Consider the following 13,172-nt stretch of genomic DNA (forward strand, 5'->3'; position numbering starts at 1 on the left):
ATGGGGGGGTTTATGCCTTTAAAACAGCAGACTACCGATGACTCTGATCTTGAGTCGGAAAAAAACTCACGCACCAAGGGTACCGAAGAGTCCGACAACAAGCATCGGCCTGCAGGAAAAGGTAAGGCAGAATCTCGAGATGGTAGCGCCAACCAGGATTATGGTGCCGACGAAAATCTCACGGCACTCAAAAGTCGCATCACCGTTCTACATAGGAAATTGGTACGCCTGGAGAGCGAACTTGCACGATGTCAGGACGCACAGCATGAAGCCTTCAATAACTATGTGGCATTGGCGCATCATGTCCAGAAAGTAACAGCACCCGTAGTGCTGTGTGTCATGGTGCTGATGTTTTCCATATCAACCGCAATACTCGTCCGAAATGCGTTGAAAATTTCTAAGGCCCTTGCTCCGGGTTTTTTCCGGGGAGTGGGAGCGATATTTACCGGCCCGTATCCATTAATGCTCAAATTCGCATTTGCCATGGTTCTACCCCTACTGATCGGGATAATTTGTTTGGGGCTGCACATAACACTTAGAGGGCGCAACTACAGGAGGGCCCATACGGCTGCAATAGACACTTTGATGAAAAAGTACGAAGCATGCCATGAGGTCCAAGCAAAAATTTCACACGGCAGGCTCGCCCTACAGGCCGCTGTAGTGTCTGTTGCAGATGCCAGCATGAAACAACTACAGTTTGTGCAGCAGGGCATTCTTATGTGTGTCGGGGAGCTGGACGACATGCAGAAGTTCCGGGTACGGCTGGACAATGAAATCCTTGCGATCAACCGGCGGATTCCCGGCCTTGTTGAGGAGATCAAAAAACACACCGACGACGCGCTTGAGTGGAATCTTGCCAGAACCAAGAGCATTCTAGAGAGCACTGAAGAGCGCCTGCAGGATATGGGTAATGAGCTGGTGCGCTGTCTGGATGACGCCCGTGCTCTTATCGAAGCGGCGCGCACAGCCGCGGGAACGATGCAGAACATTGTTGATGACGCGGTGAAGAAACACCTTACTGAAGTGCTGCAGAAAGTTGCAGAAGTGAGCAACGGCTTCCTGGCCCTTCAGAAGAGTGTATCTGACTACCTGGAAAAGAGTAGTGGGCTTGTCGCACGGGAGGTAAAAGCGATATTAGATGACCGTATGCGAAGCCTGCGTACCATGTATAACATATGGAACGTAGACAAAAACTCCGTGGTCAACGTATGCTGCCTACTACAACAGGCGCAGAGAGAAGCTGTTGCAATTGCAAGTCATATCAGCGAATACGACGCAAACACTTTTCGAAAAACGCCTCATTATAACTTGCTCAAGTACCAGGTTGCTGACAGTCAAGGCAAGAACAAGGAATACCTCGTGCATAGTAAAATAAAAGCGATGGCTGGTGAAATAGAAAAAGTTCTGCCAAGTATATCAAGCATAATAGCGAAGAAGAGCGGGCACACCAAAGAGGATATTGTAAAGTGTAGAGACGCGCTGCGCCAACTTGATCGTAAGCTATTCGGCGACAGAGCGGTGTTTGCAGACGAAGCTGAGTATACTGCTTTTATACGTGCAGCAAGTAATGCTACAAACCTCCCTGAGGGTGTGGAAACATTGCCGGCCCCATTACAAAGGGTGAAGAACTTTATTGAAGCGCAGGATGGGTTTTTTGTGTATCTCCCGTACCTAATGACTTCTGCTATGGCCATCGATCACATGAAAAACTCCGTTGACCAGATGACTGACGTGTGCACACGGCTTGAGTCTATAGCGAAAGACATCTGTCCTGACGTGCGAGGTAACACCGCTCAGCCTAGTTCCGAGATTGATGGTACTTCTGTATTCATGTCAGGTCTGCAATTTCCCGGCTTGGCCACTAATGCTTCCGCTCAAAAGGCGACACCTCAACCGCAGCTGTAAGACTCGCCTTCCACTCCCCAAGCCTGTGCTGCACGCCAGCATCGCTTAGCCCTAGTATGGATGCCGCAAACACGGCGGCATTTGCCGCCCCCGCTACTCCGATAGACATAGTAGCGACCGGGGTGCCTTTAGGCATTTGTACTATAGACAACAAGCTATCCAGGCCATTCAAACACTCGCTCTTTACGGGCACACCTATGACAGGAACGCTCGTTAGCGAGGCAACCATCCCCGGTAAATGCGCCGCCCCACCCGCGCCGGCTATTATAACTTTGATTCCTCTCGTGTGCGCAGTTTTCGCAAAATCGTACAGCCTGTCTGGTGTTCTGTGGGCTGAGACTACCATCACCTCAAATTCAATGCGCAGCTCATCCAAAACCGACGTCGCAGCGCTCATGGTGGGAAAGTCAGACTTGCTGCCCATCACCACTGATACCCGCGCGCCGCTCTTACTCACCCTGGGTCTTTCCCGAAGTTATAGAGTCCATAACTGCCCGCAGTGCCCGTGAACTGGTGATATTGCCGGAAGGGGCGCTGCCACCGCCGAGTACCGATATGTATGGTATTCGCCCATCAAAATACACACCCTTGCCAGCCAATGCGTAGGCAAGTTTGCTGTGATATGCGGGAGACACGTTGTACGGGACGAAGTTTATTTGTTTTTGGGACAACAAAAACCCAGCGAGTTTTTCTTTGTTGGTATCCAGAGAAATAACCATGGGTTCCACGTCCTTGTACGCACCAATAATCCCTATAACTTCGGGCATCTTCTCCACACAGTTGCTGCACCACGAGGTGTATAGCACCAAAAGTGTGGGACCTGCCCCTATTTTTGACATCAGACCATAAAGGGCCTCGTCAGAGTTGATCTCCTGAATTTTTATTGAGGACCGCTCCAGCTCCCGCTCATAGTCGTGCACACTGCCGATGAGTATGAATGATGCAACTGCGAGTATGCAAAACGCAGCTATGAAACACTTGTTGTATAGTACCTTGGGAACCATAAGCGCACCCCGCACAAGACCCTCACTTGCCACAATTATGAACTTCAAGGAGGCAACTCACAAGGTTTTTATCAGTTCGGATATGGCACCAGGCTGTGGGTCATTACTTGAAGATATAACAAATCGAGGTTTTGTGTTATATCACCGTGGGTGTTGTATTGGTGTGGTAAGCGGGTTGCTTTTTAGCGCTGGGGAGGTGTGTGATGTCCAAAATACGCGTTTTACTGTTGCTGGATGTGGCTATACTGCTGCTCGTCGGTTTTGGAATCCAATACTCCTCCGCTGGCGGGCACTGGCACCCTTTTGCCAAGCACCACATGTACGTTTGCGCAGTGTGTATACCTCTGTCTATTGCGGCGTCATTTGTCAGTGTAAAGTCGTATATGAGGTACTCATACTTGGCGTACGCCGGCGCATTTTGCCTTTTGTTGATGGTACACGTTTTTGGGCATTCAGCCATGGGTGCAACCAGGTGGCTAAAGGTGGGTGCCTTTGGCGCGCAACCATCGGAGTTTGCCAAGGTCTCCCTGATCCTCGCCTTGGCCCGATATTTTCACTGCAGAAACCCACACCGATCTCTAAGTTTACGCAATTTTACTGGGGGGATGATAATCACCCTGCCGCTGGTGCTTTCGGTGTCTAAGCAACCCAACTTGGGTACTGCGGGTATCATGTTCCTCATGGCGATGCTTATGATGTTTGTTGCTGTTGCAGATAGGCGATACATGGCGTGGTTTTTGTCTCTGCTGTGTGCAATGTCTCCCATAGTGTGGGGCATGCTGCACCATTATCAGAAAAACAGGCTGCTGTCCTTCTTAGACCCTGGGCGTGACCCTATGGGTATGGGGTATAATTCTTTGCAATCACAGATAGCCATAGGTTCCGGTGGAATGTACGGCAAGGGCTTTGCGAACGGTAGCCAAACCAAATTGGGTTTCTTACCCGAGAAGCAGACCGATTTTGTTTTTTCCGTTTTTAGCGAGGAGCACGGATTTGTGGGCGTGATTTTGCTGTTCGCCCTGTACAGCATGTTGGTATACACCAGCTTATACGTTGCCTTGTGTGCGCGCTGCAACTTCAGTAGGCTAATGGCGGTGGGGATCTCTGTGTTTTTCATGCTACACCTCTTCATCAATGTAGGCATGGTCACCGGAATTTTGCCCATAGTTGGGATTCCGCTGCCGTTTCTGTCATACGGGGGGAGCATTATGCTTACGAGTATGGTGCTTGTGGGCATACTTGCAGCCGTTGCTCGGGAGGCCCGTACTCCCTAATGCAGCTAATATGGGCTTGATACTTTCTTCCTATGATGTAGACTTGTCAAGTCTGTTGTACTTGGTGCTAAATTATGGCTCAGACGCTTACGAGGGCTCGGCTTGCTGACGAGATTAACAGAGAAATCGGTATATCGCGCGAGGATGCGCTAGTACTGGTTGGGGAGATACTTGACGAGATGGTGTCGTCCCTGGTCAGAGGGGGCCTGTTAAAGATATCTTCGTTTGGCACATTCAAGGTGATAAGAAAGAAAGAGCGCATTGGCAGGAACCCAAAAACTTTGGAGCAGTTTATAGTGAAGGAACATAACACCGTTACGTTTTGTCCATCGGTAACGATGAAGCGCCTGATCAACGGCGAAGAATCGTGACCACTGATCTGCAAACCCGGAGTGAAGCGGACGAGGTTCGCGAGAGGGTTTTTTGCACCATTAGTGACGTAGCGAAGGAGGTTGGCGTAGAGCAATATGTGCTCAGGTTTTGGGAGAGTAAATTTCCACAGATTAACCCAATCAAGCGGCGCGGAAGAAGGCTGTACGACAGGCAAAATGTTGCCATTATCAAAAAAATTAAGCACATGCTTTATGACAGGGGGTACACCATAAGAGGTGCGCAGCTGGAGCTAAGGCGCAAGCAAAGCATGTCAAAAACTGTGGCGGAAGGGAGTGACGGCCTGATTCAGCTATTGCGTCGCATGACCGAAATGCGGGACATGCTGATCAAAAAACTAAACGGAATGTAGCGCAGCCAGGTTAGCGCGTCAGTCTGGGGGACTGGAGGTCGTGGGTTCGAATCCCGCCATTCCGACCAGTATGTGTTTGCCTGTTCGGGGCTACATGTTGTGGGTCTTGTAGTTTATCTCTAATCTGTGGGCAATCCGATTATACCCGAGTTGCTGCGCTGGTATATCTGGGCCAGGCTCCCCGGTTGCGTGTATCCCGCTAGGAATGCAGATGGAGAGCCCGGCTTCACCTATTGGCGACGTTAAATAGGCTTATGTAAACTAAACCCAACTGAAGATATTTGCGGCTGTGGGTATGATGTCTGTGTCTTCCTCTGTGTACACATCTTCCACAACTACTTCAAGTGCAGATTCTTCTGGTTGCGCTGAGGTTTTGCCTACCTGCTCACCCTCTGTGCGGATTTCCTCACCTAAATCTGCCAGGTCCTCTACCACGGGAGAGTGTGCCACCTCTTGTGCTTGCTCTTCCTCATCGCTGTCGTTATTACTAGCAGGTATTGCGGCTTCAGAATCCATTGCAGGCTGCACTGCTGCAGAGCCATTCACGCTTTCTGGAAGCTGGTCCTGTGTGGTTGTTACGTCCGGCTGGCTGGCTTCCAGTGCCTGTTGTGTATCCGCAGTCTCATCGGAATTTGCAGTTTCAGTTGGAGCCGAAACTTCTATTATGGGAGCATCAACCACTTCCCGCTGTGATGTTGCTATTTCTACCACACCTTCATCCTCATCAAAATTTTCGTCTGTAGCGTCATCAACAGCTTCTCCACGCTGCTGCATAGGTGCCCCATCGGTGCTTTGCGCGGGCACGCTATTTTCTGCTAGTTGTAGCTGGCCACCATCTATAACAACGGAGCCTGCATATTTTGAGCCCTCTTCCGGTGGCAACAATTGGCCGTCACATCCTAATAGTTCCAACAATGGGGGGATGTCAAAAGCTATACTTGCTGTTTTTTGGTCGAAGTTTATTGTAAGCTCATGGGCGTGGGTTCCCATAAAACTGGCTACAGTGGAGCCGTCTCCTCTGACAAAAACTACCTCACTGTGTCTAGGGGAGTCTGCAATGTGGGAATAAACCTGCAGGTCCTTGCCGTGTATGGAAAAGTCATCACTGGAAATTGACACATTGTCATGTGCGTTTATGTCTGAAAAAGTCACAACAGCCGTGCTTCCATTAAGCGCGTCGTATACGTAATCGAACATTGTGGTACCTTAAATATTGAATGGGTGTTAGTGTTTGCGCAATTGCTTTGGTGGCATGTCACTAGAACAGTTTCTAAGCTGAGGCACTGCTACCACTGCAAATCTTCATCCTCGTCGAAAAAGTCATAATCTGCCATTGTGTATACCTGTACTTGGACCTCAGGGTACATTTGGCTCATCACTGGAAGAGCCTGCAGGGGATTTATGGAAAAATGTGCCTCGAGCGATTTTTTGTCTGAAGCTATATTTAACGCGATGCCTGTCAACGCGGAGTTATATATATCAGCTGTGACTTCGCCGTCCCTTCCCAGTACTACATGGCTTGTGCAATAACTCATAGGCTCTTGCGCAGGTGCGTTGCAGTGCTGTAGTGGGCTATGGCCAGCGAAAATATCACCGTTAGTGACAACCACGTGTCCGTCACTTACGGAAAAATTACGAGACAAATCAGCGTCGTCTATGCGAAACGCTAGATCGTAAGTATTGTCGAAATCAAACATAGTGCGTCGGCCTTTAATTTATTAAAACCGCGGGGATTCTAGAGAGGAGGAATTAATCTTGAGTTAACAGCGCTTTTTTCGTGCGTAACGCAACTTTGCCTGGCAGAAATAGCACCTCACTTACATGTGATGAAGGACACGCGTCCCATTCAACTGCTGACACACGATTGCATGCTTGCCTGTATTGTGTTACAAGTGACGCGGACGGATGGCCGAGCGGTTGAAGGCACCAGTCTTGAAAACTGACGTACGTTAGCGCGTACCGTGGGTTCGAATCCCACTCCGTCCGTTTTGTTCTCTAGTGCTGCTGGCTTGGAGGTGTAGTTTGACGGACCCTTTTGGATTGAGTCCCGGCAGCGTACTACACTTTATAGGCATTGGGGGCATCGGGATGAGTGCATTGGCGATGGCTACCCGCGATTGTGGTTACACGGTGCAGGGGAGTGATACATCTACATCCCCGATGGTGCAGGCCTTGTTAGACAAGGGAGTCCACGTAATGCCGGACCATAGAGCAGACAATGTGCAGAATGCAGACGTCGTGGTATACTCCAACGCAATTAAGGACGACAACGTTGAGTTGCAGTCTGCAATTGCTGCGGGCAAGCTCGTTTTACGCAGAACGGAGCTGCTGTCCAAGGCGTTAGGAGCAGGGCGTACCATAGTCGTATCTGGCTCGCACGGGAAAACCTCAACGACCGGCATGATTGCCTCCATAATGGAACATGCAGGAATGGATCCTACGGTCTTTATCGGTGGAATTGCCTTCCACTATGGCAATAACTACAAAATGGGGGCCGGGGAGTGGGCTGTAGTTGAGGGCGATGAATCGGATGCCGGTTTTACGGAGCTGCCCTGTGAAATAGCTGTGGTGACAAATCTTGAGTGGGAACATCCGGACAAGTATTCATGCTTGGAGGCCTTAGAAAGGGTATTTTCAGATTTCCTGCGCAACGTAAAAGCCGGTGGGGCCTCTGTTATGCCGAGCAGACTGTCTTTCACATTGGGCAATGGTGCAAAGTGCAGCAAAATTACTTATGGCCTTGAAGGTGGTGATTTGCGTGCTTCCAATACCACATATATGGGTGATGCCACGGTGTTTGATATAGTGGGATTGAATGGAGAAGAGATTTGTTGTGGTGTGCGGCTGCCAGTACCGGGGCGCCACAACGTGGAAAATGCACTCGCAGCGGCTGCAGTGGCCAAGCACATTGGTGTTGGTTGTAACTACATAAAGGCCGGGCTAGAAGGCTTTATGGGCGTTGGCAGAAGGTTTGAAATTATCGCCAATGTTGGGGGCGTTACATTTGTTGATGACTATGCACACCACCCCACTGAAATAGAAGCCTCGAGAAACGCGGCCAAGCTATCCACAACTAGCGGGCGGGTGATCGGCATATTGCAGCCACATAGATTCACCAGGGTTCAGCACTTTTTCAAAGACTTTACAAGCGCGATTTCCAAGTTTGATTATCTGATTTTAACTGACGTATACCCTGCTGGTGAGGAGGTAATATCGGGTTGTGAGAGCCTAGACATTGTGCGCGAGATAAAAAGCCGCGGGTTCGACCAAGTCGTACATGCGAGTACGCCCGATGCAATCACAGATATCGTTGCTTCCGTTGCTCAACCGGGAGATGTAGTAATAGCAATGGGAGCCGGCAGCATAACGGGCATAGTACGTTCTGTTGCCAACGCGTATATGGCTCATCACAGCGTGCGCTGCCAAACAACGCAAAACTATGCATAGCCTGGCTGCCCTTTTCCTGACTATTTTTACCGCACCAGCCCTATGATTTTTTTGATCTCCACAATGTGCTTGCCGGCTAACTCCCTGGCCGCACCATTTCCCGTAGCTATTATTTTGTCCACGTATGCAACATCACGTACCAACTCCCTTATTTTTTCTCTTATGGGGGAAATTTCCCGCACCAATAGGCCTGCCAGTGCCTCTTTGAATTCTTTAGTGCCACTAGCCGCAAACTCATTACACACTTCTGCTTTAGTCATGCCAGAGAGCGCCGCAAATATATTGACCAAGTTGTGCATTTCGGGCCTCTCATCGAGGCCTTCTAACGATAGGCCCCGTATGCTATCTGTTGTGGCACGCATGATTTTTTGAACTATGCTGTCATCATCATCATCAAGATTGATGCGTGCAGCATCTGACGCGTCAGATTTACTCATCTTCTTCTTGCCATCTCGTAGGCTCATAATTCTTGCTGAAGAATCAAGGCTAAGCGGCCTTGGAACGGGGAAATAATCCACCTTGTGCATAGCATTGAATGCCCTGGCAATATCTTGGGTAAGCTCGATATGCTGCATTTGGTCATCACCCACGGGTACCAAGGTTGCCTTGTATAGCAATATATCAGCCGCCATAAGCACTGGATACCCGTACAGCCCCATGTTCGGTGTGCTACCGCTCCGGCTTTTATCTTTGAATTGAGTCATACGATTAAGCCACCCCATGGGGGTGACACATCCGAGTATCCAGCAGAGCTCAGAATGCTCGGGTACCGAAGATTGCACAAATAGCACAGATTTTTCCGGATCAATGCCGCATGCTATATACGTGGCCAGTAAACTAATCGCCCTAGAGTGCAGTGTGGCCGTGGCCGCGTTTCCTGCGGTAAGCGCGTGAAGATCCACTACGCAGAAAAGGCACTGATCTGAACCTTGCAAGCCCACCCACCTGCGTATCGCACCCAGATAGTTGCCTAAGTGCGGTACACCACCACTAGGTTGGATACCAGAGAATATCACCCCTGCTCGCTCGATGTTTTTGATACTATAACCAGCGCTGGACGCAAGACTTTTGTCTGAATTATATACCCAGCCTGTACAACTTCCAAAACCGTGCCAGCGGGCTTACTATCGTCAACAGCCTGGGTTACCGCTTTGTGAAACCTTGGATCAAACTGCTCGCCCAGGGGAGAAACCCTCGACACGCCATGGCTACTTAGCGTGCTCATGAGGCCATCCCACGTCATCTTAACGCCAGTATGCACGTTGTCATCGTCGCTGAGGTTTTTCAAGGACGCTTCTAAATTGTCACACGAGGCGATTAAGTCACGCACGAAGTCAGAAATGGAAAGTGTTTTTGCCTCTTCTACCTCTTTTTGAACCAAGCGCCTAAGGTTTTTGCTATCCGCAACGGCTAGGCGTAGCTGATTGCGCAAATGCTCAACTTCGGCCCGGAGCTTTTCTAGCTCTAAAGAATCAGCAGCCACCCTGTGCTGCGCCTTGCCACCCACACCAGCTGCAAACTTCCCCGCGGGGCCTTGCTTCCTTCCCGCAGTAGGGTCGGGTCCGCCCTTTTGTGGTGCTCCAGCACCCGGCCCGGCCGGTGTGGCGCCCCCCTGCTGTTCGGGATCAACGCGTCTCTCTTCAGCCATAGCTCAAAAACTTTTACACACGAACCTTAGGAGTATATAGTAATTTTGTGTGTACATTTCAAGAGTAAAAGCAACACCCAATGTTCGACGACGAGAGATTCATGTCCATCGCGCTCAGACTTGCGCATAGGGGGTTAGGCAATACATATCCAAACCCAACTGTAGGGTGTGTTGTGACCAACAGCGCCGGCAGTATTGTGGGTAGGGGATGGACAGCCATGGGAGGTCGGCCCCACGCTGAGGTTGTGGCACTCAAACAGGCCGGGGAAGCGGCAGCTGGGTCTACTGTATACGTTACGCTAGAGCCGTGTTGCCACCACGGGCAAACTGGGCCGTGCACTGCCGCGCTCATCAGTGCAGGGGTGCGCAGGGTGGTTATAGCCGCGCTCGACCCCGACAAGCGGGTGTCCGGCAAGGGGGCTAGATCTCTTGCAGATTCTGGTGTGGAAGTCAAACTTGGGGTGCTGCAGCAACAGGCTGAGGAACTTAATGTGGGATTCTTCTACAGTAAGACCAAAAGGAGGCCGTTCATTACGGTAAAGCTGGCAACCACACTTGACGGCAAAATTTCTCTGCCGAATGGCAGTGATCGGTGGATTACCAACGAGCTGACGAGGAAGTGGGTACACAAACAAAGAGCCATGCATGATGGAATCATGGTGGGTAGCAATACTGTGGTCGCTGATGATCCCATGCTAGATTGCAGGCTTCCAGGCTTGGAAGAGCACTCTCCGATCAGGATAGTAATAGACCGCTCTGGCAAGTTATGTTCACATCATAAGGTTGTTGCTACATCTGATGTGGTGCCAACATATATTGCTACAGATAACGACGACCATAAAGCACTGCACGCTGTGAGATACCTCAGGATATGTGAAAGGGGTGACTTCCTTGCAGGCACCATGAATGCGCTTGCAGAGGAATTGGGAATAACCAGGTTGTTTGTTGAGGGTGGAGGTGTGCTGGTTACTGAGCTTCTTAAAAGGGGGTTGGTGGATCAGTTCATTTGGTGCAGAGCAAACAGAGTGTGCGGAGAGCAGGGCGTTGAATCTATATTGAATCTCAATGAGCTTCCGTCCGGACACTGCCACTTCTCCAGGGTAAAAACCCTAACGTTTATGGAGGACACCGTGGATATCTTTCAAGTTTTGTTTGCCAATGAACACAGCAACACTGCCGTGCCCGTTGAGGCATAGTGATGCGCACTGGTCGCGCGTGGCCGCAGGGCATGCTCGGCATGTATGGGCTTTGTGATAACTTCTCCAAGTTATAAGCAATGCCGCGAGTCATGAACCTCGGCGCGTTTAGTAACAGATCTTGATGAATGCTGCAAAGTGAAGGCGCAACCAAGTGCCAGCATCTTTATGTTGGCGCAACACCAGAAACATAGCATCAAAAGCCAAAATTGGGAATTCCATGCCCCGAGCCACTATATTTTGACGAAAATTCTTGCTGCGGCACTACGCTATGACACGACGCTACTGCCGGGAACAAGTATGGCAGCAGCCGACACCGATTTATGCATAAACCCGCGCTGCTTTATCTGCAGCACATTTTGCACAAAAGATGTAAACAATGGGTGCGGCGCAAACGGACTGGATTTAAACTCTGGGTGGAATTGCACGCCTATGAACCACGGGTGTGACTGCAATTCCAGTACCTCCACCAACCCGTGCGAGTCTGACATGCCGGTGAAGGATAACCCGTGCTCCTCCAGGACATTTTTGTACTGGGGGTTGATGCAGTAACGATGTCGGCATCGTTCGTTGATTACCGTACTGCCGTACACAGACGCAACTCTAGAATCTGCGCTCAGACGGTATGTGCACGATCCTAACCTCATACTACCGCCCAAAAGATATTCTCCTTCGCCCTTTTGCAGCCATGGCAACTCGACAACAATCGGGTTTTTGCAGGCCTGATTAAATTCTGTGGAGTTTGCATCTTCAAGCTTCGCAACATTAAGCGCAAATTCTATGGCGGCAAGCTGCATTCCCATACATATTCCTAACATGGGGATGCCATTGGCGCGCGCGTAACCTATTGCTAGGACTTTTCCATCCACTCCATCATCACCAAACCCGCCAGGGATGAGCACCCCGTCCACATCATGCAAGTCAGACTCCCTTACCGGTAGACGGGAATCCACCCACTTTACTTGTATTTTGATTCCACTATGCATACCCGCATGGTCCAGCGCTTCTGTGAGTGACGTGTAGGCGTCTAGGAATTTTGTGTACTTGCCTATAATTGCTATAGTAACCACATTCCGTGCGTTGTTGACCATCGTGAGTACATTTGCCCACTTGGTTAGGTCAGGTTCTGGAGCGCCCATCCCAAAGTGGCTGAGTATTTGTGTATCAAGCTTATGCGCATGATACATAACTGGTAACTTGTACATGCTTTCTACGTCGAGCGCGGGGATTACGTTATCTGCAGAAACGTTACAGAAGTTTGCTATTTTCGCGCTCTGGTATTGTGGCAGCGGCTCCGCACTGCGGTATAGTATTATGTCTGGCTGTATTCCCAAAGAGCTCAACTCCTTAACCGAGTGTTGCGTGGGCTTAGTTTTCAACTCCCCAGCAGAACCTACGCAGGGTACCAGGGTGAGGTGTACAAAAATTGTGAAGTTTTTACTCAGCCTGTAGCTCACCTGGCGTATAGATTCGAGAAACGGCTGACTTTCGATGTCACCAACGGTACCGCCTATTTCACAAATTATGAAGTCAGCCCCATCGTCATTACTCAGGATGAAAGAGATTATAAGGTCCGTTACGTGCGGGATCACCTGCACAGTGTGGCCCAAATAGTCTCCACGCCTTTCCTTGGCAAGCAACTGCTGATATATCCTCCCAGCGGTTATGTTGTCTTCCTTTGTGGTGTTGACCCCCGTAAACCGCTCGTAGTTTCCCAGATCTAGATCGGTCTCGCCGCCGTCATCGGTGACAAACACCTCCCCATGTTGTGCAGGGCTCATAGTACCCGGATCTACATTTAGATACGGATCAAGCTTTCTAAGGCGCACCCGAAAACCACGGGCCTGAAGTAGCGCACCTATAGAAGCTGCAGCTAGCCCTTTCCCCAGCGAGGATACAACCCCGCCCGTGACGAATATGAAGCGCGCGCTACACACGTCCCCTATTGACATAAAC

13 protein-coding genes and 2 tRNA genes are annotated in these 13,172 nt (G+C 50.1%); 8 read left to right on the top strand and 7 right to left on the bottom strand.

Annotated elements, in window-relative coordinates; translation table 11 throughout:
• Nucleotides 1-12: 12 nt before the first annotated feature.
• Entirely contained in the window at nucleotides 13-1,905 is a 1,893-nt protein-coding gene (locus AMF_RS05070) for a hypothetical protein (RefSeq protein WP_181005423.1), read from the top strand.
• Here the strand turns inward: AMF_RS05070 and purE are convergent.
• Entirely contained in the window at nucleotides 1,862-2,329 is a 468-nt protein-coding gene (gene purE, locus AMF_RS05075) for a 5-(carboxyamino)imidazole ribonucleotide mutase (RefSeq protein WP_010262250.1), read from the bottom strand. The genes AMF_RS05070 and purE overlap by 44 nt on opposite strands.
• 25 nt (nucleotides 2,330-2,354) lie before the next feature.
• Nucleotides 2,355-2,957 carry a TlpA family protein disulfide reductase gene (locus AMF_RS05080; RefSeq protein WP_010262269.1) on the bottom strand — a complete coding sequence of 201 codons (603 nt, stop codon included), beginning with the start codon at nucleotides 2,955-2,957 and terminating at the stop codon, nucleotides 2,355-2,357.
• Between the two features lie 155 nt (nucleotides 2,958-3,112).
• Between AMF_RS05080 and rodA the strand changes: the two genes are divergently transcribed.
• The 4 genes from rodA to AMF_RS05095 all read left to right on the top strand — a co-directional run bounded on the left by rodA (nucleotide 3,113) and on the right by AMF_RS05095 (nucleotide 4,993).
• Nucleotides 3,113-4,183, top strand: a complete 1,071-nt coding sequence (gene rodA / locus AMF_RS05085; RefSeq protein WP_010266753.1) for a rod shape-determining protein RodA — start codon at nucleotides 3,113-3,115, stop codon at nucleotides 4,181-4,183.
• Nucleotides 4,184-4,257: 74 nt separating this feature from the next.
• On the top strand, nucleotides 4,258-4,554 hold the full coding sequence (locus AMF_RS05090; RefSeq protein WP_010262280.1) for an integration host factor subunit alpha: 297 nt from the start codon (nucleotides 4,258-4,260) through the stop codon (nucleotides 4,552-4,554).
• Nucleotides 4,551-4,925: a MerR family transcriptional regulator gene (locus AMF_RS10160; protein WP_010266757.1), complete on the top strand. Its 375-nt coding sequence runs from the start codon at nucleotides 4,551-4,553 to the stop codon at nucleotides 4,923-4,925. Before AMF_RS05090 ends, AMF_RS10160 begins: the two co-directional genes overlap by 4 nt.
• Nucleotides 4,916-4,993 (top strand) — tRNA-Pro (locus tag AMF_RS05095). The genes AMF_RS10160 and AMF_RS05095 overlap by 10 nt, the downstream gene beginning before the upstream one ends.
• A gap of 193 nt (nucleotides 4,994-5,186) precedes the next feature.
• Here AMF_RS05095 and AMF_RS05100 read toward each other — a convergent pair.
• Together AMF_RS05100 and AMF_RS05105 are read right to left on the bottom strand one after the other, a co-directional pair.
• A complete protein-coding gene (locus AMF_RS05100) occupies nucleotides 5,187-6,122 on the bottom strand; it encodes a hypothetical protein (RefSeq protein WP_010266761.1) in 936 nt (311 codons plus the stop codon).
• An 89-nt stretch (nucleotides 6,123-6,211) separates the two neighbouring features.
• Nucleotides 6,212-6,622 carry a hypothetical protein gene (locus AMF_RS05105; protein WP_010262291.1) on the bottom strand — a complete coding sequence of 137 codons (411 nt, stop codon included), beginning with the start codon at nucleotides 6,620-6,622 and terminating at the stop codon, nucleotides 6,212-6,214.
• Nucleotides 6,623-6,824: 202 nt separating this feature from the next.
• On the opposite strand from AMF_RS05105, the gene AMF_RS05110 reads away from it, so the two are divergent.
• Nucleotides 6,825-6,911 (top strand) — tRNA-Ser (locus tag AMF_RS05110).
• A gap of 36 nt (nucleotides 6,912-6,947) precedes the next feature.
• Complete coding sequence (gene murC, locus AMF_RS05115; protein WP_037348963.1) at nucleotides 6,948-8,372, top strand: UDP-N-acetylmuramate--L-alanine ligase; 1,425 nt, start codon at nucleotides 6,948-6,950, stop codon at nucleotides 8,370-8,372.
• A gap of 26 nt (nucleotides 8,373-8,398) precedes the next feature.
• Here the strand turns inward: murC and trpS are convergent, their stop codons facing one another.
• Together trpS and AMF_RS05125 are read right to left on the bottom strand one after the other, a co-directional pair.
• Nucleotides 8,399-9,388, bottom strand: coding sequence for a tryptophan--tRNA ligase (gene trpS / locus AMF_RS05120; protein WP_010266766.1), 990 nt, complete (start codon nucleotides 9,386-9,388; stop codon nucleotides 8,399-8,401).
• Nucleotides 9,385-10,020, bottom strand: a complete 636-nt coding sequence (locus tag AMF_RS05125; protein ID WP_010262299.1) for a nucleotide exchange factor GrpE — start codon at nucleotides 10,018-10,020, stop codon at nucleotides 9,385-9,387. Before AMF_RS05125 ends, trpS begins: the two co-directional genes overlap by 4 nt.
• 80 nt (nucleotides 10,021-10,100) lie before the next feature.
• Here AMF_RS05125 and ribD point away from each other — a divergent pair, with 80 nt between their 5' ends.
• On the top strand, nucleotides 10,101-11,216 hold the full coding sequence (ribD, locus tag AMF_RS05130; RefSeq protein ID WP_010262304.1) for a bifunctional diaminohydroxyphosphoribosylaminopyrimidine deaminase/5-amino-6-(5-phosphoribosylamino)uracil reductase RibD: 1,116 nt from the start codon (nucleotides 10,101-10,103) through the stop codon (nucleotides 11,214-11,216).
• 269 nt (nucleotides 11,217-11,485) lie between these two features.
• Here the strand turns inward: ribD and AMF_RS05135 are convergent, their stop codons facing one another.
• Nucleotides 11,486-13,168 carry a CTP synthase gene (locus tag AMF_RS05135; protein ID WP_010266777.1) on the bottom strand — a complete coding sequence of 561 codons (1,683 nt, stop codon included), beginning with the start codon at nucleotides 13,166-13,168 and terminating at the stop codon, nucleotides 11,486-11,488.
• Nucleotides 13,169-13,172 lie beyond the last annotated feature (4 nt).

It is taken from the genome of Anaplasma marginale str. Florida, assembly GCF_000020305.1.
Taxonomy (GTDB): domain Bacteria; phylum Pseudomonadota; class Alphaproteobacteria; order Rickettsiales; family Anaplasmataceae; genus Anaplasma; species Anaplasma marginale.